Origin of the sequence: Bradyrhizobium australafricanum (assembly GCF_020329495.1) — a bacterium.
GTDB classification, from domain to species: domain Bacteria; phylum Pseudomonadota; class Alphaproteobacteria; order Rhizobiales; family Xanthobacteraceae; genus Bradyrhizobium; species Bradyrhizobium australafricanum.
In genome coordinates, this window is the sequence record NZ_JAGKJL010000007.1 from 152,261 (window position 1) to 174,518 (window position 22,258).

Here is a 22,258-nt window from a genome sequence, read left to right on the forward strand (position 1 = left end):
TAAAGCTTCGATTCTTCCCTTTCCTACTTTGGGTTGAGTTCTTTCCCGAGAAGCTAAATCAATGGTTGCAGCGCCCCGAACCTCCCTCCAGTCCGTCGGCGAGGAGGAATCGTCGAAACGCCGCCAGATCCTGGACGGCGCCCGTAAGGTATTCCTGGAGCTCGGCTTTGACGGCGCGAGCATGGGCGAGATCGCGCGCGCTGCCGGCGTCTCCAAGGGCACGCTCTACGTCTATTTCCCCGACAAGGCCGGGCTGTTCGCGGCGATCGTCGAGGAGGAAAAGCTCGAGCAGGGCAAGGTCGCCTTCAATTTCGATCCGGCGCGCGACGTCGACACCACCCTCCCCGAATTCGGCCGCGCCTATGTCGCGGTGTTGTGCCGGCCCGGCGGCGGCTCGGCGATCCGCACCGTGATGGCGATCGCCGAGCGGATGCCCGAGCTCGGCAGCCGGTTCTACACCCACGTCATCGCCCACACCGTCGACCGCTTCGCCGCCTATCTCGAGGCGCGCGCCGCGCTCGGCGAGCTGGTGATCGACGACTACCAGCTCGCGGCCTGGCAATTCATGCAGATGTGCCAGGCGACGCTGTTCCAGGCATTCATCTTCCAGGCCAGGCCGTCGCCCTCGCCGGAGCGGATCGCAACCGTCGTCGACAGCGCGACGCGCGTGTTCTTCGCGGCGTACCGGCCGAAGGCCGGGTGAGATCGACGTCTCATCGCGGACCAGCGCGCTCTTCATCCCGTCATGCTGAGGTGCTCGCGTAGCGAGCCTCGAAGCATGCGCGGCCCGGCTGGTGGCCGTCGTACTTGGAGACGGCCGAAGAGTTTATCATCGGGCCGCGCTTTGCGCGGACCCGTTGGCAGCCTCATCAACATGACGGACGTAGGTTCTTTAGATTGTCACGGGGGGTATTGTTCTCCAGCCGTCGATGTGCACGATCAATAACTCCAGCACGACGAGGCGATCGACCATGAACGACCTCACCATCCGACAGATGCAGCCGGACGAGATCGCGCTCGCGGTGGACTGGGCCGCCGGGGAGGGATGGAATCCCGGTCTCGCCGATGCGCCCTGCTTTGCCGCCGAGGACCCGCAGGGCTTCTTCATCGGCGAGCTCGATGGCGCGCCTGCCGCGGTGATCTCCTGCGTCAATTACGGCGCGCAATTTTCCTTTCTGGGCTTCTACATCGTGCGTCCGGATCTGCGCGGCCGCGGCCATGGCCTGAATATCTGGAATGCGGCCATCGCGCATGCGCGCCCGCGCGTGATCGGGCTCGATGGCGTGGTGGCGCAACAGGCGAACTACCAGAAGTCCGGCTTCGCGCTCGCCTACGCCAATGTGCGCTATGGCGGCACTGTCGCCGCACCATCCGCGCCGAGCGACGGCACCGTCGCGCTGACCGATCTGCCGATGGCGCTGATCGAGGCCGATGACGCCACGGTGTTTCCCGCACCGCGGCCGGCCTTCCTGCGCGCCTGGATCAACACGTCAGGACATGTCGGGCGCGCGCTGATGCGCGACGGCAGGCTGGCCGGCTGGGGCGTGATCCGCCCCTGCCGGACCGGCCGCAAGATCGGTCCGCTGGTTGCCGATGACCGTGCCGGTGCCGAGGCCGTTGTCGCGGCATTGCTCGCGAGCGCGGGCAGCGGCGAGGTCTTCCTCGATGTCCCCGCGGTCAACCGCGACGCCGTCGCGCTGGCGCAAGACCTCGGGCTGTCACCGGTGTTCGAGACCGCGCGGATGTATACCGGCACGATCCCGCCACTCCGGATCGATCGCGTGTTCGGCGTCACGACGTTCGAGCTCGGTTAGCGCGAGATATTTCGGGATATTAGAAATATATCCGTGAGTTGCCCGACGTGTCAAGTGGCTAGGTCGAACGCCTGCCACCGCCGGCTCCTTTGCATGGGGTTGTTTTCGATATTTTCGCAACGCGCCTCCCCCGCAAGTGCCCGCAAGCGGGAGAGGGAGCGCGGCTGCAATTCAAACCCGAGCTAGTTCGCCGCCGCGTTGACCTCCGGCGTAGCGACGTTGTCCTGCTCGACCTCCTCGGGCAGGCCGGCGAAGCGCCGCAGCGCCTTCGCCATCTTCACGCGGCCGGCAACGCCGGTGATGATGACGTCGACCATCACGAACGACGAGTGGAAGTGGCCCTGCGCCTTGAGCTGCTCGACCTTGACGCCGGCCTTGGCGAGTGCGTCGCCATAGGCGATGCCCTCGTCGCGCAGCGGATCGAACTCGCTGGTCGCGATGAACGCCGGCGGAAGGCCTTCGAGCTTGCCGCGCAGCGGCGCGACGCGCGGGTCGGTGCGGTCGGCCGGCGAGCAGTACAGGTCCCAGAACCAGTACATCAGCCCGCGGGTCAGGAAATAGCCGGTCGCGTTGTCGACATAGGACGGCCGGTCGAACGTGGAATCGGTGACCGGACAGATCAGGAGCTGGCCCGCGATCTCGGGCCCGCCGCGATCGCGCGCCAGCTGGCAGGTGACGGCCGCGATGTTGCCGCCGGCGCTCCAGCCCGCGACCAGCAGCGGCCCTGCCCTGCCGCCGAGCTCGGCGCTATGGGCCGCGATCCAGCGCGTCGCGGCAAAACCGTCCTCGGCCGCGGCCGGGAAGCGATGCTCGGGCGCGTGGCGATAGCCGACGCTGACGACGACCATGCCGGCGCGCCGGCACAGGTCGCGGCAGAACGGATCGTCCGACATCTCGTCGCCGAGCACCCAGCCGCCGCCGTGGAAATACACCACGATCGGATGCGGCCCCGGCGTCGCCGGCCGGTACAGCTTGTACGGCAACGGACCGTCCGCGCCCTGCAGCATGCCGCCGCCGACCTCGCCGACCGGACGGCCAAAGGGGCGGCCCTTGTTGAATTCGGTGAGGAAGTCGCGCGCGCCCTGCGCCCCCATCGTCTCGAGCGGCGGCAGGTTCATCTCGCCGAGCAGGTTCAGCACCAGCCGCACATCCGGCTGCAGGCGCACGATCTCGCCGTCATTGCACTGCTCGGCAACGCCGGGACCCGAGAGCTTGAAGCCGAGCATGCCGCGGCCGACCACCTCGTTGCAGATGCTGCGATACGGGCCGACGCCGCCCGTATAAGGCATCACGCCTTGCGGCTTGCCGGGCACGTTGGCGCCCGTGTACCAGGTGTTGGCGAGCCGGTGCAGCGTCAGCGTCGCGCAGTCGGCCATGTGCCGTTCCCAGCCGGCCTGCGCGGTCTCGGTCGCTTCCATCGTGGTGAAGCCGGCGTCGCGCAGCGCGGCGATCCGCTCGACCACCCAATCGACATGCTGCTCGATCGAGACAGCCATGTTCGACAGCACCGACGGGCTGCCGGGGCCGGTGATCATGAACAGATTGGGGAAGCCCGCGACGGTGACGCCGAGATAGGTCTGCGGTCCGTGCGCCCAGACATCCGACAGCGACTTGCCGCCACGGCCGGAGATCGGATGCACCGCCATGATCGCCCCGGTCATCGCGTCGAAGCCGGTGGCGAACACGATGACGTCGACGTCGAACTTGCGTCCGTTGGTGAAGATGCCGCTGGTGGTGATCCCCTTGATCGGCTCCTGCCGCAGATTCACCAGCGTCACGTTGGGACGGTTGTAGGTCGCGTAGTAATTGGTATCGAGGCAGGGACGCTTGGCGCCGAACGGATGATCGTGCGGGGCCAGCGCCGCCGCCGTCTCCGGATCCTTGACCACGGCGCCGATCTTCTCGCGGATCAGGTCGGCGACCAGTCTGTTGCCGTCGACATCGACCGCCTGGTCGGCCCAGAGCTGGGTCAGGATGTGGACGAGGTCGCCCGCTGCCCACGCCTTCTCGAACCGCTCGCGGCGCTCGGCGTCGCTCAATTGCCAGCTCACCACGGTCTGCTGCGGATAGGGCACGCCGGCCATCGACCAGCGCGCCTGGTCGCGATAGGCGGCGCGGTCGCTCTCGAAATAGGTCTTGCGATCCTCCGGCGCCGGGCCGTTGCCCGCAGGCAGCGCGAAGTTCGGCGTGCGCTGGAACACGGTGAGCTGCGCGGCCTGCTCGGCGATCAAGGGAATCGACTGAATGCCCGACGATCCGGTGCCGATCACGGCAACGCGCTTGCCCTTGAGATCGACGCCCTGATGCGGCCAGCGGCCGGTGAAATAGATCTCGCCCTTGAAGTCCTTGACGCCGTCGATCTCCGGCGGCTTCGGCGACGACAGGCAGCCGGTCGCCATGATGTAGTAGCGGCACGAGACGTTGGCGCCGTTGTTGGTCGAGATCTGCCAGCGCGAGGTCGCATCATTCCAGGTCGCCTGCGTGACCTTGGTGCCGAACCTGATGTCGCGACGCAGATCGTAGCGGTCGGCGACGAAGCCGAGATAGCGCAGGATTTCCGGCTGGGTCGCGTATTTCTCCGACCAGGTCCAGGCCTGATCGAGCTCGGGATCGAAGGTGTAGCTGTAGTCGATGGTCTGGATGTCGCAGCGCGCGCCGGGATAACGATTCCAGTACCAGGTGCCGCCGACGTCGGCGCCCTCTTCGAGCGCGATCGCCGAGAAGCCCGCCTTGCGCAACCGATGCAGCAGGTAAAGTCCGGCGAAGCCGGCGCCAACCACCGCAACGTCGACCTGCTGCGTGGTTCCGCTCTGCGTGGAGTCTGAAGCGCGTGCTGCAACTGCTGCGTCTGGCATGCCATTCCTCCGTATGTTTTGATTTGACGGAAGGCTAGCCCTGCGCCTTCAGTTTGTCATCACGACAAACGCAATCAGAGGTCGCCGCAATTGTGACGCCCGCGGCCTGGAGCGCGCCGCGCAGCGCGTAGACGCAACTGGTGACGACGCAACGCGGTACGAACGGCGCCGCACACTTTGATGTCGTCCCGGCGAAAGCCGGGACCCATACTCCGCGGCGGATGTTGTGGACGGGACTCGTCATTTCACCGACCCGCAACGATAACCGTCGGTGGTTATGGGTCCCGGCTTTCGCCGGGACGACACCGAATATTTGGTGCCGCTTGTGAATCACAAGCTCACTTGCTCCTCAGAGTCTGACTATGAGTCAGACCCTGAGGATGACGGGTTAGCAGTTGCCTCAAATCGATCGCATCAGACCGCCGTCGACGCGGATGTTCTGGCCGGTGATGTAGCCCGCGCCGTCGGAGACGAGGAAACTGATGGTGGCGGCGATCTCTTCCGCCTTGCCGTAGCGCTTCATCGGAACGCTGTCGCGGCGCTCGTCGGTTGCCGGGAGGCTGTCGATCCAGCCCGGCAGCACGTTGTTCATGCGCACATTGCTGGCGGCGTAACTGTCGGTGAACAGTTTGGTGAACGCGGCGAGCCCGGCGCGGAACACCGCCGAGGTCGGAAACATCGCGCTCGGCTCGAACGCCCAGGCGGTGGAGATGTTGACGATCGCGCCCGACTTCTGCGCCTGCATGTGAGGCGCGACGAGACGCGTCGGGCGGATCACGTTCATCAGGTAGACGTCGAGACCGGTGTGCCACTGCTCGTCGGTCAGTTCGAGCACACCCGCGCGCGGGCCGTGGCCGGCGCTGTTGACCAGCGCATCGATGCGGCCCCAACGCTCCACCACGCCGTCGACGGCGCGTTTCAGATCATCGTTGGAACGGTTCGAGCCGGTGAAGCCGAGGCCGCCGAGCTCCTTTGCCAGCGCCTCGCCCTTGCCCGACGACGACAGGATCGCAACGCGGAAACCATCGGCCGCGAGGCGCCGCGCCGCCGCCGCTCCCATGCCGCTGCCGCCTGCGGTAACGAGCGCGACCTTCTCCAAAGCCATGACCTGATATCACTTCTTATTGCTTCGTTCGAGGCGACCCTATCACCGCCGATCGCAGCGCGCGACATCGCGCCTGCTTTGCGTCACCGGACGAAATGCGGCATGGTGACCGACATCGTTCTCCGGTACGCAGTATTCACATGACATCCCTCCTTCGACACCTTGTCATCGCCGCCGTGATGCTGTTCGCCGGTCCCGCGCTCGCGCAGACCCGGTCCATCACCGTCGCCTCGACGACATCGACCGAACAGTCCGGCCTGTTCGGCTATCTGCTGCCGCGGTTCTCGGAGACCTCGGGCATTGCCGTGAAGGTGGTCGCGGTCGGCACCGGACAGGCGCTCGACATCGGACGGCGCGGCGATGCCGATGTCGTGTTCGTGCATGATCGCGTGGCCGAAGAGAAATTCCTGGCCGAGGGCTTTGCGACCAAACGATATGACGTGATGTACAACGATTTCGTCATCGTCGGCCCGAAGGCCGATCCGGCGCATATCGCCGGCGACAAGGATGTCGCGGATGCCCTGCGCAAGATCGCTGCGACCAGTTCGGTCTTCATCTCGCGCGGCGACCACTCCGGCACGCACGAGGCCGAGCTGCGACTCTGGAAAGCGGCCGGCGTCGATCTCGGCTCAGCGAAGGGCCAGTGGTATCGCGAGATCGGCCAGGGCATGGGTCCGGCGCTCAACATGGCATCCGCGTCGAATGCCTATGTACTGTCCGACCGCGGCACCTGGCTGTCGTTCAAGAACCGCGGCGAGCTCGCCGTGCTGACCGAAGGCGACCGGCGGCTGTTCAACCAGTACGGCGTGATGCTGGTCAATCCGGCGAAGCATCCGACGGTGAAGGTGGCGGACGGCCAGGCCTTCATCGACTGGCTGATCTCGCAGGCCGGGCAGTCGGCCATCGCCGGCTACAAGGTCGGCGGCGAGCAGCTATTTTTCCCCAACGCCGCGCACTAGCAGAAACGCGATCGTGCTGACGCTGACGCTCAGCGCAAGCAGGATGACGCCGAGCCCGAGGCCGAGCGCCAGCTCGCCCTTGCTGGTCTCGAGCGCGATCGCGGTCGTCATCGTTCGCGTATAGCCGCTGATATTGCCGCCCACGATGATGATGGCGCCGACCTCCGCGATGGCGCGGCCGAAGGCGGCAAGGAACGCGGTGAGCAGCGAGGCGCGGCCGAGCGAGAACACCAGCGCAAGGCTGCGCAGGCGCGACAGACCGTCGGCGCGGATCAAATCGGCATATTCCGCCCACAGCAGCGCGACCGGACGATGCACCAGCGCAACCACGATCGGCGTCGCCAGGATCACCTGCGCCACCACCATCGCCGTCGGCGTGAACAACAGCCCGGCGAAGCCCAGCGGTCCGGATCGCGACAGCAGCAGATAAAGCCCGAGGCCGACCACGACCGGCGGCAGGCCGAGACAGGCATTGGCGAGCACGATCACCACCTGCCGTCCGCGAAACCTCGATATCGCAAGCCAACCGCCGATCGGCGCACCGATCAGAAGCGCGAGCAGGCTCGCCAGCAGGCTGACGCGCAACGACAATGCGACGATCCCAAGCAGGACCGGATCGCGACCGGCTATCAGCGATGCCGCCGCCGTGATCGACTGTGCGAAATCATTCATGCCGGCACGTTTTGCCCGCACAACGTGCGCATCGTCAAATCGCAGGAACGATCCGTCGCTCAGGCCGGCGCGCCGTTCTTGAGCAGCTTGGCCACGGCCGCGACCAGTTCGTCGGGCGAGAACGGCTTGTTCAGCAGCACGCTGTCCGGGACGCCCCGGGTCGGCCACTCGTCGCCGCCGCCGCCGGTGATGTAGAGCACCGGGAATGACGGGTCGATCTCGCGGGCGCCGCGCGCCACGCGCCAGCCGTCGAGCCGGCCGAGCAGGCGGATGTCGGTGACCAGTGCTGAGTATTTGGTGCGGAACGCCTTCAGCAGCGTCAACGCTTCCTCGCCCGAGCCCGCGATCGCCGGCTCATAGCCGCCGTCCCTCAGGGCGTCCTCTACCATCATCTGAAGATCACGATCGTCTTCGATGACGAGAATGATCGGCGCGTCTTGCAAAGCTATCCCCCAGAAATCAGCCGGGTGCGCCCGGCTCCGAAGCATATGCAGCATAAAAGTGGCTACCGTTTGCACGGTGTCACCCAGTAAAAATACGGGTATCAGACGCGTCCCTATTCGTCGGCGAATTCGTCTTCTTCGTTGACCCCCGCCTTACCTCGCGGGGCCGGCTTTCTGCCGCCGAGCGATCCTGTGACATAAGGTTCGCGCGTTGCATAGGGGTTACGGCCGCCGGCACGCGCCGCGACCTCCTCGCCCGAGACGGCGGCGGGCTGGCAGATCAGACGCCGGCTGGCCCGGCGCATCAGATCCACATGGATGTGGTCGTAGTGATAGACGTTGGACCCCGGCGCCAGCACCGTGGTGAATTGCTGGCAGGCGGCGGCCTGGACATCGCGCAGAAAGCCCTGCTCCTCCGGCAGGCCCCTCCAGCCATCCTTCACGGTGATGCGGCGACCGTCAGCCAGCGTGAAGGCTGCGATGTCGAGCGCATTGCCGAAGGCGTGCTCGGAAATATGCGCGTGCGAATTGCCGTTCATGCCGCGGCAGGAATAGGCCGAAATCTGCTTGATCTCGACGACGCGCGCGCCGAACCAGCGCTGCGCCGCCGGCTGCACGGAATCGGCGAGCCAGCGCTCGAGCACCGAGACGATCGGGCACGCCAGCGTTGCCGCCGGCTTCACTGCGACCGGGCCGACCGTCACCACCGGATTGCCGCCCGAGGGACCGAGCCGCGGCGGCGGTGGCGCGCCGGGCGGCTGCTGGGAATACGGTGCCGGTGAATAGGGCGCGGCCGCACTGTCGCGCTGCGGATTGGATGGCAGGCCGGGATAATAAGGTCGCTCGCCCCTGGCGTCGGGCGAGCCTTCCGGCGGCAAATCGATCTCGTCCTGCTGCGGCGGAACGCCGGGCGCCGACAGCGAGACCGGCCCATTCTGACGGCTGCCATAGCCCGGCTCGTTGCCATAGCTCGGCTGGCCGACGGCCTGATTGGAATACGGCGCCTGCGCGGGCGGCGGAGGCAGCTGGCGGTTGATCGGCCAGCGCGGCTGGTTGCCGACTGATGCCGGCGGGCGCAGGCTGTCGTCGGCAAATCCGTAAGCCGAACTGGCTTCACCGAGTGCGGCGACCTTGAGCGGGAACTCGGCGCCGCAGACGCCGGGACCGGAGATCGGATCGATGCGGACGAGGTCGGCGCTCTCCTTGACCGCGCCCGACTTCAGGCATGCGGCCTCGGCCTCGGCCCGCCACGGTTCGCGCTCGGCGGTCTGAAACAGACCGCGACCGCAACCAGCAAGCGACACAAGGACAAGGGAGCCGACGAGATACAAACGAACTCCACGCGTCATGGCGCGGAGGTTCTGCGAATTTGATTAAAGACTCTTCAACGCATTTCGATGCGTTGTTTTCAGCTGTCCTTAACCATGCAGCGGAACCCGGCAGGGCAACACGCGCCCTGCCGAGATGATGTCATCACCACGTGTAGCGAACGACACCCTTGCCGCCATAGGACGACGTGACGTCGGAGAACTCGCCCTCGAAGGTAAGCGCCGCCGACCAGCCGCTGGTCCAGTTCATCGCCGCGCTCGCGGTGGTGAGCACCGCATCGCTCGCCGGCGCCGCACCGTTGACCACGAAGGACGCGCCCGGCAGCGTCTGGAATGTCGCGGCAACGCTGCGATCGGTGTTGTAGTCGTGCGCCCAGGCAAGGCGGCCGCGCAGGCTGAGAACGCCATCCTGCAACGCGATCGAGCGATCGCTGCGGAGGCCGAGTTCGCTGCGCGTGGCGGTGACGGTCTTGGCGCCATAGGCCACCGCGAACGCGCTCGATCCCGACAGCACCTGCTCGGCATAGGACGACAGATCGTAGGTCGTGAACTGTCCGGCGGCATAGGGCGTCAGCGCCAGCGACCACGGCGTGATGAAGCGATAGCCGCCTTCGATCCGGCCCGACAGCGCATTGGCGTTGAACTGCGCGCGCAGCCGGTCGATGCCGGCGATCGTCACGGTGCGATCAGTGGTGACGTCCTGCCAGCCATAGGCCAGCGCGCCCAGCAGATAGGCCGGCCCGAATCCATGGCGGATGAAGGCGCCGGCCTGGAACAGGTCGGAGCGTCCGCCGCCGAGTGCGTTGGCCACGGTGAAATTGGTGCCGCCGCCGGCGAGCGCAAAGCCCGCAATCGTGTCGGGCGAGATCCGGTAATCGGCGCCGACAGCCACACCGAAAATGCTGCTCGTGGTCGAATTCGATCCGACGGCGGTGCCGCCATCGGTGCTCTGTCCGCCACCGAAGCCCGCCGCCCAGACGCTCCAGCGCTGCTCGAACGTCTGCGGCGGCGGCGCCTTGCGATAGATGGCGGCATAGGCGTCGCGCGCGGCGTTCGCACGCGACATGCCGGTCGACGCGTAGCTCATGGTGTCATCAGCGAATTGCGACGCGCCGCCATTTGCAGGCACGCTGCCGCGCCCTTCGGTGAAGGGGTCCGTCATAACGCCGAGGAACATGTTCATGGCGTCGAACGTGGTCTGCTGCGAGCCGGTACCGAGTTCGCCCGACGCCTGCGTCAGCCCGGCCGGCGTCAGCGCGCCGAACGCGGCGGAAATGCCGCCGCTGCTGTTGAACGAGTTGGCGATCGCATTACCGACCGCGGCCTGATTGCCGCTGAGCCTGGCGGTTGCGGCAAAATTCAGCGCCAAATTGAGATAGACGTTGTTGGCGTCATAGCTCAGGCTGGAGATGAAGTTCGATGGCAAATTGCTGCTGACCGGCCCGGCAAAACTGCCGCTGACACCGCCGGCCGCGTTGAGGATGGTGTACTGCTTCTGGAACGTGGTGCCGGTGAAGGACGCGTTGACCGTGGCGCCGCCGAGCGTTGCCGCACCTGTCACGTTGGTGCGATCGGACGCCGCGGCCGACACCTCGACCAGATAGGTCGATGCGGCGGTGAAGGTAAGGCTGCCCCGCACTGTGAGCGTGCCGATCGAATTGCCCGGCGACAGCGTGCCGCCATTGACCAGGACATTACCGACGCTGCCATTGCCGCCGAGCGTGCCGCCGGCATTGACGATCACGGCATTGCCAAGGGAGCCATTGACCAGCAGCGTCGCGCCGGAGCCGATGTTGGCGCCGTTCTGGTAGCTCTGCGCGTCGGTCACGGTCCAGACGCCGCCCTGCACGTTGAGCACCTCGAAATTGATCACGTTCGAGAGCGTGCCCGCGCCCGGCCCGAACAGATTGAGCGTGTCGGTGCCGACGCCGCCATCGATCCGGCCGGTGATGGTCGAGCCGCCATAGAGATTGAGCGTGTCGTCGCCGCCTTCCATGCTGATCGCGCGGCCGGTATTGCCGATGATGGTGCCGTAGTTGGAGAGCACGTCGGCGCCCTCGCCGGTCTGGATTGCCGCGCCGTCGCCGCGGATGAACCGGGTCGAGCCGGTGCCGGTATAGGTCACGCCGTTGAGCGTACCGACCGAGCCGGTATCGGGCGTGCCGTTCTGCAGCAGCGTGACGCCGTTGGGATCGGGAATCGTGCCGTTGCCGATGATGGTGCCGTAGTTGACGATCCTGTCGTTGTCGGCAGCCGTGCCGGTCTTGTTCTCGGAGCGGATCGCGTAGCTGTTGTTGCCGACGATCGTGGCGCCGGCATAGTTGATCAGGTCGAGCGCCGCCGATCCGCTGCGCGAATGGTCCGGATTTGAATCGTTGTTGACGACGATGCCCGCCGCGGCACCGCTGATGGTGCCGTAGTTGCGGATGGTGCCGCCGCCGATCGCAAGGCCTTCGCTGTTGTTGAAGCGGCCGCCGTCATCGGCGCCGGTTGCGCCGGTGCCCTGGACGATGCCGTAATTGGTCAGCGTCAGGACATTGTCGATATCGATGCCGTCGCCATCGCTGCGCGTCGAGACGCCATCGATCGCCCCGGTGATAGTGCCGTAGTTGGTGACGATGGCGTTGCCGCCGCCGACGCCCGCACCGTTGCGGCCGATGATGGTTGCGCCGGCAAAATTGTTGACCGTGATGGTGCCGGCGTCGCCGGCGGTGCCGTTCTTGGCACCCGAGATCAGGCCGCCGGCATAGTTGTTGACGGTGCCGTTGTGGCCGCCCTGAAGATCGATCGCATCGGCGCTGGGCCGGCCGGTTGCGGGATCGATCGTGCCATTGGCGATGATCTGGCCGTAATTGTCGATGGTGAAGTTTTCGCCGGGACGGATCGCATCCGCTTGGCCGCGGTGATCAGGCCGGTCGCGCGGTTGGTGATGTGAACGCTCGCGGCGGTCGAGGTGAGATTGTCGAAGTCGATCGCCTGCCCGGTCGCCGATTTGATGGTGCCGGCATTGTCGACCGAGAACCTGGCCGCGGTCGTGCTGTTGCTGCCCGACGCGCCGTTGATCTGGATGGCGTCGTCCGCCGACTGGATCGTCGCGCCCGCATTGTTGACGACCGACAGCGAGATCACGTTGTTGAGATTGGTGGTGGCGCGGATCGCGCGAGACCCGGCCGTATTGGTCGCGTCGATCATGCCGGAATTGGTGATCGTGGTGGTTCCGCCGCCGATCCGCATTACGTCGCTGCCTGATGACCTGATGGTGCCGCCGCTCTGGTTGGTGATCGAGAACACGGTGGTGTTCGACGTCGCGTTGACGAAGTCGAAGACGCGGCCGTTGCCCGTCGACTGGATGGTGCCGGCATTGTCGACGGTGACCGACCCGCTGCTCAGGCCGCCATTGATCCGGAATGCATCGTTGGACGCGGTGAAGAGCGCGCCGGCATTGTTGATCAGCGTGAGATTGCCGCTGATGGCGCTGCTCGAGGTGTCGATGCCGCGTGAGGTCGCCGAGATGGTGCCGTTGTTGGTGATGACGACGCCGGGCGACGACAGGCCGGTGATCCAGGTGATCGCGGTGCCCGTCACCGACAGGCTGCTGCCGGCGCCGACCGAGCCGGTGTCATTGTTGGAGACGGTCTGCGCCGTCGTGCTGTTCGGAGGAGTGCTGAAGCTTGCGGCCAGTGCCGGACAGGAGAACCCCAACGAAGTCGCAGAAATAGCCAGCGCAAGCCGGCTTGCGCGGCTCAGAAACTCAGATTTCACGTAACGCCCCCAAGTACTTATTACCGGGGTAGAGCCCCGGTCATTGCGGGCGGCAATCTGGGTATGGTTTGTGACAGGCGCACAACAAATGACGATGCTGCCTTGCGGCGCAACGACACAGGGGCGAGAGCAACCGACGGACATCCAAGCGGGTACTGCTATCGGCGCCTGGAACCGGCGCCGCCGCTGAATATATTTGCGGCGCGTCAACGCCTTGATTTGGCGGCCATTTGAGCCGCGCATCGCAATGCGGCATCGCCGCGAATTGCGAGCCTGACAACAAGACTGCCTTTTTCGGCCTGGAACCCCTTGCTAGCTTTGACGTTAATGCGGGCAGCGTTGTGTGAACCGAGGGAGTTTCCCCAATGGATTTCGCGAGTCCTCTGCTGAGCAAGCTGAGCATTGTGGCCGCGTACATCGCGTTAGCCTTCGTCGGCGCCATTATTCTCGGCGTGTTCTAGGACATTCGACAGGCATGAGTTCAGCGCCCGGCGGCCGCCCCCGCCGGCGCTTTGCTGTTTTGCATTCACTCCGCCACAACTACGACTCGACGATCGCAACGAAGGGCCCGAATGCGATGCGGGAGCAGGGCTGCGCCGTGCAACGGCGGGCGAGTTTTGCGAGTCGCCCTTCAGGTAATGGCTTGTATCTGCCCGGCGGTCGCTTCATGTGCGTCGCCGGACCCGCTATAAGAGCCGCATTGTCGAAAATGAATTGAACCTGCGGGCGACCGGCAACCAATGAAGCATTTTCTCACCGCGGCCAGGCTGCTGGCCCTCGATCTCGCCTCGACGCTTGTGTTTCTGGTTCTGTTCCTGCTGACGCACAACACCGCGCTTGCGGTCGGCCTCGGCATCGCATTCGGCGTCGTGCAGATCGGCGTCCAGATGGTGCGCGGCAAACGGATCGACACCATGGAATGGCTCAGCCTGTTCCTGGTTGTCGCCGCCGGCTCCGCCACGCTGCTGACCCACGACCCGCGCTTCGTGCTGTTCAAGCCGAGCGTGATCTACGCCATCGTCGGCGTCGTGATGCTGAAGCCCGGCTGGCTCAACCGCTACCTGCCCGAGATCGCACAGAAGGTCGTGCCCGATGTCGCCGTCAAGGTCGGCTATGCCTGGGCCGCCCTGATGTTCATCTCCGCCGCGGTGAACGCCATCGTCGCGCTGACCTGCGAGATCACGACATGGGCCGTCGTGATGCCGATCTTCGGCATCGTGAGCAAGATCGTGGTGTTCCTCGGCGGCTTTGCCGCGCTCCGCCTGATCGCGAGACGGCGCATCCGCGCCATGCCGGAGACGCAGCGCGAGGCCGTGCTCGCGCTCGAAGGGGCACCGGCGCCAGCTGCGCCGTAACCCCCGACAGGGGTGTGGTCGACGAAACAAACGGCCCGCGCGACGAAACCATTTAGCCATGACGACGAAGAATTGCCGAAACCAAGCCTGCCTAGTGTGCTGAATGCGAAGTTCGTGCGATTTCGCGGCTTCTTTCACGAACTTCGCATTCATAAAGCACACTAGAATCATAAGTTTGCTAGTGTCCTTATCGAATCCGAAGTTCGCTCCGAAGGTGCGGCAAATGATGCGAACTTCGAATTCGGGACACTAGTGATGGCTTCGACAACGCGCTGCTTCGGCGCGATCACAAGGGGGACATGATGGCTTTCACCGCTTCCGCGCTTCGTCACGGCAAACTGCTGGCGGCAACCACGTTCACGCTCGGTCTGCTGACCTCGGCGTCCTATGCGTACACCGACGAGCAGCAGCAGATGTGCACCAGCGACGCCATGCGGCTGTGCAGCTCGGAAATTCCCGACGTCGATCGCGTCAGCGCCTGCATGATCCGTCAGCGCGCGCTGCTCAGCGACGGCTGCAAGGCGGTGTTCCACTACGTGCCGCCGGCGGCTGCTCAACCCGCGAATTATGCGCCCGCGGCCAAGCCGGCGAAACCGCTCAATATCACTCCTCACAAGCGCGGCTAAGCAAAACCCCAACAGCGACCAGGCACCGCGCTTCCGGCAACGGAGCGCGGTGCTTGATCGTTTCGGTCCGCCATGACAACAAGGCACGACCGTTCATCCGGCATTCAGCCTGACGCGGCTCAATTGCCGTCCCCACTGCCTCCCCCGGGAATCGATGGCGATGCGCCGCAGCTTTCTCTTTGCGCTTCTGCTTGGCGCCGGCGTCACGATCGGTTGGCAATCAACGGCCAATGCCGCGCCGGACTTGACGCGGCTCGCACAGGCGCAGCCTGCACAGGCGCCCGCCCCGGCGCCGAGTGCGACGCCGGCTACGCCCGCTCCCGCAACACCCGCGCCTGCAACGCCGGCGCCGGCCGCGAGCACGCAGCCCGCGGCGCCCGAGCCGATCGGCAACGTGGCAACACTGACAGGAACCGCGACCGTCACGCGCAACAACACCGCGACGCCGCTGCAGATCCGCGACGACATCTTTGCCAATGACGAGGTCGCGACATCAGCGACCTCCTCGCTCGGCATCACCTTCAACGACGGCACCACCTTCAACCTGCGCGCCAATGCCAGGATCACGATCGACAATTACGTCTATGAGGACGGCGGCCAGCAGAACAGCGCGCTGTTCAACGTCACCAAGGGAACGGCGGCCTTCGTCGCCGCCGCGGTCGCCAAGACCGGCGACATGAAGATCTCGACCCCGACCGCGACGCTCGGCATCCGCGGCACCACCGGCCTCGTCGAGGTGCCCGAAGGCGCCACCGCGACCAGCAGAAATGTCGGCATCAAGCTCTATCCCGACGCCGACGGACATGTCGGCCGCATCGAGGTCAACGACCGCAGCGGTGCCTCGCTCGGCGTGCTGACGCGCGGCGCCAGCGGCTTTGCGATTCGTCCGGGCACCGGCGGTGCCCGCTTCGCCGCGGTGCCGCTGACGATCTCGCCGCAACAGATCACGCGCGACCAGGGCTTTGTGCGCCAGGTCCATAGCGCGCAGACGCTGGGCCGCCAGGTCGTGACCGAGCAGCGCGACTTCCGCCGCGCCAATCCCGATTTCCGCAGGGCCAATCCGGCCGCGCCCTATCCGAACCGCGGCCAGCCCGTGCAGCCGAACCCGCAGCGGCAGAACGGCCTGCCGGGCCAGAACCGCAACGCCCCGCAGCAGCCGGGTCAGCAGAACCGTCCGGGCCAGATGCAGCAGCCCGGCCGGCCGAACCGTCCCGGCCAGCAACCGGGCACGCCTGGTCGGCAAGGTTCGCAGCAGCGGCCCGGCATGCAGCAGCAAGGTGGCGCACAGCATGCGCTGCCCGGCCAACCCGGCGGTGCGACGCTGCCGCACGCGCCCGGCGTCCAGACGCCAGCCGGACAACAGCCGGCGGGACAACAGCCAACGCGCCAAGCCCCCACGCAAGAGCCCACGCGCCAAGGCGGCGCGACGCAACCCGGCGGACAACAATCGCCGGCACGTCAAGGCGGTCTGCAGCCCGGCCGCACCCAGGCGCCGGGCGGCGCGCGCCAGCCAGGACCACCAGCGGCCCAGCCGGGTCAACCGGGCGCGCCGCGACATGGCACCGCGCAGCCTGTGCCGCAGGCGCCCGGCCAGATCCGACCCGGCATCCAGCAGGCCGCACCGGGCGTGCGTCCGGGCATGCAACGGCCCGCCGTGCAGGCGCGTCCAGGCTTCCAGCAACGGCGCGCGCCGCCTCCGCCGCGCGGCGCGAAGCCTCCGCCCAAGGACAAGCGCCAGTAACCGAGCGATCGCAGCAATGTCGATCAAACGAGCGAATGGCGCCGGCGAGTTACGCCGGCGCCACGTACAGATCGACCAATGGCGAGCGGCAGGTCAGCCGCGCCTGGTGATCACGGCCTCCAGATATTCGCTCGGGATCACCAGCGTGCCGTCCCTGGCGACATTGAACTGGTCCATCAGGCCGAACATGTCGGCGGCGAGCAATTGCTGCTTGACCGGATCGATCGCCCCGAACGCCTTCAGCACCGGCCCGTAATAGGTGCGGAAGATCTCGAGGAAATGCTCGCGCGACCTGTAACGGAAATTGAAGTGCCTGCGCCTGGCATCGAGCGTCGCCTGCGGGCCGAACAAGGCGCCGAGATGCGCTTCGGTGCCCCACAGCGCGGGAGACTTCACGCCCGGCGCCGGCGGCACATACTTCCCGATGGTCTTGAACAGCTGGCCGATGAAGCCTTCCGGCGTCCAGCTTGCGAGGCCGATCTTGCCGCCGATGCGGCAGACGCGGCGCAGTTCATTCGCCGCCTGCTGCTGGTCGGCGGTGAACATGACCCCGAAGGTCGACAGCACGACGTCGAAGCTGGCATCGGCGAACGGCAGCTTCTCCGCGTCCGCTTCCTGGAACGTGACGGGCAGATGCTCCGCCGCCGCCCGCTCGCGGCCGCGCTCGAGCAACGCCGCGACGTAGTCAGTCGAGACCACGTCGGCAAAGCGCCGCGCCGCGGCCAACGTCGCATTGCCGTTGCCGGCGGCGACGTCGAGCACCATTTGATTGCTGCGCAGGTCGACTGCCTCGCAGAGCATCTCGCCGACGATCTGGAGCGTGGTGCCGACGATCGCGTAGTCGCCCGAGCTCCAGGTGGCCTGCTGGCGCGCCTTGACGGCGGCAAGATCGATGGTCGGCATTTCGGTCTGAACGTTCATGTGCATCTCCTTTGAAAATGTGGTGCGGCTCGCGGCGAGGCCGCCGGCTTCGCCGAGAGTCCGCGAGTTGCGCCAAAAAACGGCGTCGAGCAGTGCAATGACTTCAAATGTGCTGCGCGCTATGTGCGGCGGTCGAGCAGGACCGGGATGGTCGATGCGGCGACTATGCTCCAGTCGGAGCGATGCCTGCAGCCGTGGCTGCTACGCTGAGTCGAGGCGGCCTGCTGCGCCGGAGCTGCACGATGCTCCCGAACGACAGGTTCCTCCGCTCGGGTGAACACGGGCGAGGACAAACCCGCGATCACCAGCCCGAGCAGTGCGCTTCGCCCGATCGGCCGTGAACAGCGGTTCCCGGCGCCCTTCGACTGGCCGCCGGCGTCGCGCGGCATCAGGCGACTGGCCTGCCGCTCGCGATGGGCGAGCATGCCTGCGACCGATTGATTGACGATCCGGCGGATCCGCAAAAGCAGAAAGGAAAAATGCCTTCGTACCGGACTTGAAATGGATTCCATGAATGAAATCGACATAATTGTTTCCTTGATCGAAGTGTGATGGCGCTCCGGATCAGGTTTGGTCGGGATACGCCATGCGACGCCGCACAGGCGTCATTCGGCTGCAATGGGCGGTTGGACCGGATCACCACGCACCACCACGGTTGCCGCGACCTTGTAGAATTCCTCGCCCGGCATGCCGACGCAGCGCGCATGCTCCCGGATCGAGTCACCGTCACGCGCCTCGTATATGCAGAATGTGCCGATGCGACCATCCGCCTCGTGCACCACATAGCTGCGGATCCAGCGGACACGGTCCGGCATCTGCTCGTCGCCGACCCTTGCGGACGTTGCGCCGGCGAGTTCCAGCTCGCTCATGTTCGCCCAGGCGCTCGGACGGCGAATGACATAGAGTTCCATCGAAATCTCCTCGGTTGCGACTGTTGAACAGCAGGCTGCGCTCATGGCGAGCCATGATCAGCTATAGGCGCCGTCGATGCCGACTGTCCTTACCGCGGACTGATCATTGCCTGATCTTTGTCTGATCCTTGCCTGAACCTTTTCCGCCGAGCCCGCACTCATACACATGGCATTCTCATTTGGACTGTTCGAGCTTGATGAAGCTGGACGCGTGTTGCTGTGCGCGCGCCAAGAGATCCCATTGCAGCCGCGTGTGTTCGATCTGCTGATCTATCTGGTTCGACACCGCGACCGGGTCATCCCCAAGGAAGAACTCCTCGAAGCCGTCTGGCCGGATGTGACGGTCACAGACAACTCGCTGCAGCGGGCGGTGAGTGCGTTGCGCGCCGCGCTGCGCAACGGCGGCATGGACGGCGCGATCCGAAATCTGCCGGGCAAGGGCTATCGCTTCTTCCTCGAGTCCGAGATCAGGCAGCTGGAACGCATCGACCCCAAGCAAGTCGATGGCACCGTCGGTGCAATCGGTCTCGCCCGACGCGCAGCGGCCGGACAATTGTGGTTGCAGGCAGCGACCCTGTTCGCGAGCGCGGATGAAAGCGGCCAGCTCAACGCTGACGATCTGCACGATTGGGCGCTCGCCCTGCAGTGCCTCGGCAGGGCCACGGCAGCGATTCCGATTCTGGTTCGCGCGGTCGCCGCACGCAGCCAGGCCGGTGACGCTGCTGGCGCCACGGTCGACGCAATAGCGCTCTCGGCTTTGCATTTCGAAAGCGGCCAGGCCGCGATCGGAAAGGGCTGGCTCGCGCGGGCGGAAGATTGGGCTTCAACGCTCGACGATCCTCCGACGACGGCCCTGGTGTTATGGATGAAGTCGAAACTGGCTGCTTTCGATGGCGAGCCGGAACAGGCACTCGCGTTGGCCGACGCTGCCTACACCGCCGTCAGATACAAGGATGCGATCAATATCGAAGCGCTGAGCCTGGCCTATCGCGGCTTCTATCGGCTGTGCCTCGGCGACACACACGGAGGACTGTCCGATCAGGACCATGCCGCCGCAGTTGCCCTGTCCAGCAACAATCTGGACCCGATCATGGGCGGCAACCTCTATTGCAACATCCTCTGGGCGGCCCGGATGTTCGGAGATTGGGCACGCGCCGACCAGTGGACGCGGAGCTACCAGAACTTCTGCTCGGGCAGCGGCATGGAATTGACGGGCTCGTGCCAGTTGCATCGCTCCGAGGTGCTCGGCATCAGGGGCTCGCTCGACGAAGCGCTGGCGCGCATTCAGGACGCGCTCGCGCGCCTGACCAGCGATGCGCCCTGGTCACTTGGCGATGCCAACCGGGTGCTGGGCGATATTCAGGCGGCGATCGGCAATGACGACGCAGCGCTCGAAGCCTATGACCGGGCTTACACGCTGGGCTGGTGCCCGGAGCCGGGCCGCGCCATGCTGCTGCTCGCAAGAGGGGAAGCGGAGGCCGCCTATGCAAGCCTCGAGCGGAGCCTGATCGGCAAGACCTGGTGGACGCTGCAGCGACGCGGAATCCTGCTCGCGCATCTGGCGCTGGTTGCCGCGCACACGCATCGGACCGTTCGAGCGAAGGCATTGATCTGCGAGCTTTCGGGAAGTCCGGATCGCTGGCCGATGCCCTCGATCCGCGCGCTTACCAACGAAGCGCAGGCGATCCTCGCGCTTTCCCGGCAGGATCATGAAACAGCCATGCGGCATCTTCATCTCGCCCGCCAGCTGTGGTCCAGCATCGAAGGGCGGGTTCAGATCGTGCGGCTGAGGCTTCAGATCTCCAGCCTCCAGCTGGAGCATGGAGACGTTCGCGGCGCCATGGCCGAAGTTCATGCGGCACAGCTTCTGGCGCGTGACCTGGGCTCGCCCAAGCGTCTTGCCGAGTGTCTTGCCTTGCAGCGTGACATTGACGCCTGGCAGCCAACGGCACGACGTCAGATGTGCGGGTGATCACGCCGCGCGGCGCAGCCAGTCGCGCACGCGCTCGATCAGATTCTTGCGCGGCGTGGGCTGAGGTGCCGCGCCGGCCGGCACGACCTCGTGCGCGAATGGCGGCGCTTTTTCAGGGATGACCGTCTCGGCGCCCCGCTCGGTCTCTGCAATTGCGTCGGGTGCGGCGGCCGGAACGTCCTGCGGCGCCATGGCCGGCGGATCGGGTTCGCTTTGCACCAGCGGCGGCTGATCGATGGCCGGCGTCTCCGCCGGCGCAGCCGCATCGGCAACATCAGGCGCGTCGGCGACCTCCTGCTCGTCGATGACCTGTGGCACTGCGGCTTCGCGAATCCGCCGGCGCTCTGCGGCCACGGCTCTCGCCCGCGCGCGCCGCTCGCGCTCGGCGAGCGCCGCGGCCTGCAACGCGATCGGTCCGACATTTTCCAGGAACGCGCGCTCATAGCCGCGTGACAGACGCTCGAGTGCCTCATCGAGCGGCAGCCAGTCCACCTCGCGGATGTCGCTCATCAGCGCCCGCACCGGCTTGCCGCCGGCATCCATGCGCCAGTAATGCACCACCTTGGATCGGCCGCCTGAATCATAGACCAGCGTGCCGAGGAATTCGTGCACGTCGACGTCGTGGCCGGTTTCCTCGAGCACCTCGCGCTCGGCAGCGGCGCGCGGCGTCTCGCCGTCGTCGAGCTTGCCTTTCGGCAACACCCATTCATTGCGCTTGCGCAGCCGCACCACGGCGAAGCGCTGCGGTGCGTCCCGCCGCAGCACAATGCCGCCCGCCGCCAGAACAGGCGTCCGCGCCATCTCGTGTCCCAAAGGTTTGCGATTTAGGATCGTCGCACGACGATCCCGACCATTCTATGCATGATCTCGAAAAGTGGAAGCCGGTTTTCATGCTCAAACGATGAGCGCGATGGAAACAAGGCTATAAAGGCTTCCGCAGCAACGGCTCGCCGCATTTGATCCGCGTTCCCTCCGCGACGTTATCGCAGAATTCGAAATTGCCGGGCGCCAGCACGATGATCGTCGAGCCGTGTTCGAACCAGCCGAGTTCATCGCCCTTCTTCACATGCGCGTTACAGGAAAAATCCACCGGGCCCCGCGACTGCGCGTTCAGCGTGATATCAAGGAAATGCAGGCGGAGGCTCGCGACAAGGATCGCCGCGACCGGAACCAGCGTCAGTGCCTCGCCGGTTGGAAGCTTGGCGCGCAGCACCGCGCGCTCGTTCTTGCAGAACAACCGCTCGATCCGCTTCAGCGCGATCGGATTGACGTTCCAGACGTCGCCATGAATGAACGTCACCTTGTCGATGGCAAGATCATAGGGCGCGTGGAAACGGTGATACATGCTCGAGGTCAGCCGCAGCGTGACGAAGCGGCCGTTCCGGTGCTGCTCCACCAGCGCCGGATCGCCGACCAGATCGAGCAGCGAATAGGGCGCGCCCTTGACCTGGAACAATTGCCCGTCCTCGATCCGCCCATGCGCGCCAATGATCGCGTCCGACGGGCACGCGATAATGGCGGGATCGGCCGCTGCGGGGCGCAGGCCGGGCTTCAGCTCGCGGGTGAAGCAGTCATGCAGGCTCCTGAACTCGGTCTTCTTGGCCTCCGACAGATCGAGGTCGGAGAACAGCTTCCAGCAGGCGATCGAGGCGTCGCGCACCAGGGGGTTCTCGACCTTGGAGAACCAGCCCATGAAACGGGTCAGCGCCGCCCGCGGAATCCGGTTGGTGAGCAGGAAATTGAGGTCTTCCTGCTGGGTGAATGCCGAGATCAGGCCCTTGACTGTCATGAATC

Annotated in this window: 19 protein-coding genes; 7 read left to right on the forward strand and 12 right to left on the reverse strand. The window is 65.7% G+C overall.

Going from position 1 to position 22,258, the window contains the following annotated elements; genetic code table 11:
• Nucleotides 1-61 precede the first annotated feature (61 nt).
• Together J6525_RS09105 and J6525_RS09110 are read left to right on the forward strand one after the other, a co-directional pair.
• The gene (locus J6525_RS09105) at nucleotides 62-703 is read left to right on the forward strand and encodes a TetR/AcrR family transcriptional regulator (protein ID WP_038383067.1); all 642 of its coding nucleotides are present in this window, start codon (nucleotides 62-64) and stop codon (nucleotides 701-703) included.
• Between the two features lie 268 nt (nucleotides 704-971).
• Nucleotides 972-1,814, forward strand: a complete 843-nt coding sequence (locus J6525_RS09110) for a GNAT family N-acetyltransferase (protein WP_225643743.1) — start codon at nucleotides 972-974, stop codon at nucleotides 1,812-1,814.
• A 182-nt stretch (nucleotides 1,815-1,996) separates the two neighbouring features.
• Here J6525_RS09110 and J6525_RS09115 read toward each other — a convergent pair whose 3' ends face one another.
• Together J6525_RS09115 and J6525_RS09120 are read right to left on the reverse strand one after the other, a co-directional pair.
• Nucleotides 1,997-4,669, reverse strand: a complete 2,673-nt coding sequence (locus J6525_RS09115) for a flavin-containing monooxygenase (RefSeq protein ID WP_225643746.1) — start codon at nucleotides 4,667-4,669, stop codon at nucleotides 1,997-1,999.
• Nucleotides 4,670-5,069: 400 nt separating this feature from the next.
• On the reverse strand, nucleotides 5,070-5,774 hold the full coding sequence (locus tag J6525_RS09120; RefSeq protein ID WP_057014974.1) for an SDR family oxidoreductase: 705 nt from the start codon (nucleotides 5,772-5,774) through the stop codon (nucleotides 5,070-5,072).
• Nucleotides 5,775-5,914: 140 nt separating this feature from the next.
• On the opposite strand from J6525_RS09120, the gene J6525_RS09125 reads away from it, so the two are divergent.
• The gene (locus J6525_RS09125) at nucleotides 5,915-6,733 is read left to right on the forward strand and encodes an ABC transporter substrate-binding protein (protein ID WP_092087676.1); all 819 of its coding nucleotides are present in this window, start codon (nucleotides 5,915-5,917) and stop codon (nucleotides 6,731-6,733) included.
• On the opposite strand, the gene J6525_RS09130 is transcribed toward J6525_RS09125, so the two are convergent.
• The 5 genes from J6525_RS09130 to J6525_RS09150 form a co-directional block, all read right to left on the reverse strand.
• A complete protein-coding gene (locus tag J6525_RS09130; protein ID WP_092087678.1) occupies nucleotides 6,707-7,405 on the reverse strand; it encodes an ABC transporter permease in 699 nt (232 codons plus the stop codon). The two genes, J6525_RS09125 and J6525_RS09130, sit on opposite strands and share 27 nt — an antisense overlap.
• A 59-nt stretch (nucleotides 7,406-7,464) precedes the next feature.
• Nucleotides 7,465-7,848, reverse strand: a complete 384-nt coding sequence (locus J6525_RS09135; protein ID WP_050425581.1) for a response regulator — start codon at nucleotides 7,846-7,848, stop codon at nucleotides 7,465-7,467.
• Between the two features lie 113 nt (nucleotides 7,849-7,961).
• Nucleotides 7,962-9,197, reverse strand: coding sequence for an extensin-like domain-containing protein (locus tag J6525_RS09140; RefSeq protein WP_225643748.1), 1,236 nt, complete (start codon nucleotides 9,195-9,197; stop codon nucleotides 7,962-7,964).
• A 124-nt stretch (nucleotides 9,198-9,321) separates the two neighbouring features.
• Nucleotides 9,322-11,301 carry an autotransporter family protein gene (locus tag J6525_RS47240; protein ID WP_225643751.1) on the reverse strand — a complete coding sequence of 660 codons (1,980 nt, stop codon included), beginning with the start codon at nucleotides 11,299-11,301 and terminating at the stop codon, nucleotides 9,322-9,324.
• A gap of 608 nt (nucleotides 11,302-11,909) precedes the next feature.
• Nucleotides 11,910-12,938, reverse strand: a complete 1,029-nt coding sequence (locus tag J6525_RS09150) for a hypothetical protein (RefSeq protein WP_225643753.1) — start codon at nucleotides 12,936-12,938, stop codon at nucleotides 11,910-11,912.
• 740 nt (nucleotides 12,939-13,678) lie between these two features.
• Here J6525_RS09150 and J6525_RS09155 point away from each other — a divergent pair.
• The 3 genes from J6525_RS09155 (at nucleotide 13,679) to J6525_RS09165 (ending at nucleotide 16,660) form a co-directional block, all read left to right on the forward strand.
• A complete protein-coding gene (locus J6525_RS09155) occupies nucleotides 13,679-14,293 on the forward strand; it encodes an inner membrane-spanning protein YciB (protein ID WP_225643755.1) in 615 nt (204 codons plus the stop codon).
• Between the two features lie 302 nt (nucleotides 14,294-14,595).
• Nucleotides 14,596-14,919 (forward strand): hypothetical protein, encoded by a 324-nt coding sequence (locus J6525_RS09160; RefSeq protein WP_225643757.1) that lies wholly within the window; start codon nucleotides 14,596-14,598, stop codon nucleotides 14,917-14,919.
• A 154-nt stretch (nucleotides 14,920-15,073) separates the two neighbouring features.
• Complete coding sequence (locus J6525_RS09165; RefSeq protein ID WP_225643759.1) at nucleotides 15,074-16,660, forward strand: FecR domain-containing protein; 1,587 nt, start codon at nucleotides 15,074-15,076, stop codon at nucleotides 16,658-16,660.
• 93 nt (nucleotides 16,661-16,753) lie between these two features.
• Here J6525_RS09165 and J6525_RS09170 read toward each other — a convergent pair whose 3' ends face one another.
• The 3 genes from J6525_RS09170 to J6525_RS09180 form a co-directional block, all read right to left on the reverse strand.
• Nucleotides 16,754-17,581, reverse strand: coding sequence for a class I SAM-dependent methyltransferase (locus J6525_RS09170; protein ID WP_225643761.1), 828 nt, complete (start codon nucleotides 17,579-17,581; stop codon nucleotides 16,754-16,756).
• Nucleotides 17,582-17,700: 119 nt separating this feature from the next.
• Nucleotides 17,701-18,108, reverse strand: a complete 408-nt coding sequence (locus J6525_RS09175) for a hypothetical protein (protein ID WP_143029694.1) — start codon at nucleotides 18,106-18,108, stop codon at nucleotides 17,701-17,703.
• Between the two features lie 78 nt (nucleotides 18,109-18,186).
• Nucleotides 18,187-18,492 carry a nickel-binding protein gene (locus J6525_RS09180; RefSeq protein ID WP_057014965.1) on the reverse strand — a complete coding sequence of 102 codons (306 nt, stop codon included), beginning with the start codon at nucleotides 18,490-18,492 and terminating at the stop codon, nucleotides 18,187-18,189.
• A gap of 166 nt (nucleotides 18,493-18,658) precedes the next feature.
• Here J6525_RS09180 and J6525_RS09185 point away from each other — a divergent pair, with 166 nt between their 5' ends.
• Nucleotides 18,659-20,464 (forward strand): winged helix-turn-helix domain-containing protein, encoded by a 1,806-nt coding sequence (locus tag J6525_RS09185; RefSeq protein WP_225643763.1) that lies wholly within the window; start codon nucleotides 18,659-18,661, stop codon nucleotides 20,462-20,464.
• On the opposite strand, the gene J6525_RS09190 is transcribed toward J6525_RS09185, so the two are convergent.
• Both J6525_RS09190 and asd read right to left on the reverse strand, forming a co-directional pair.
• Nucleotides 20,465-21,265, reverse strand: coding sequence for an NUDIX hydrolase (locus tag J6525_RS09190; RefSeq protein WP_225643765.1), 801 nt, complete (start codon nucleotides 21,263-21,265; stop codon nucleotides 20,465-20,467).
• A 121-nt stretch (nucleotides 21,266-21,386) separates the two neighbouring features.
• The gene (gene asd, locus J6525_RS09195; RefSeq protein ID WP_092087696.1) at nucleotides 21,387-22,253 is read right to left on the reverse strand and encodes an archaetidylserine decarboxylase; all 867 of its coding nucleotides are present in this window, start codon (nucleotides 22,251-22,253) and stop codon (nucleotides 21,387-21,389) included.
• Nucleotides 22,254-22,258 lie beyond the last annotated feature (5 nt).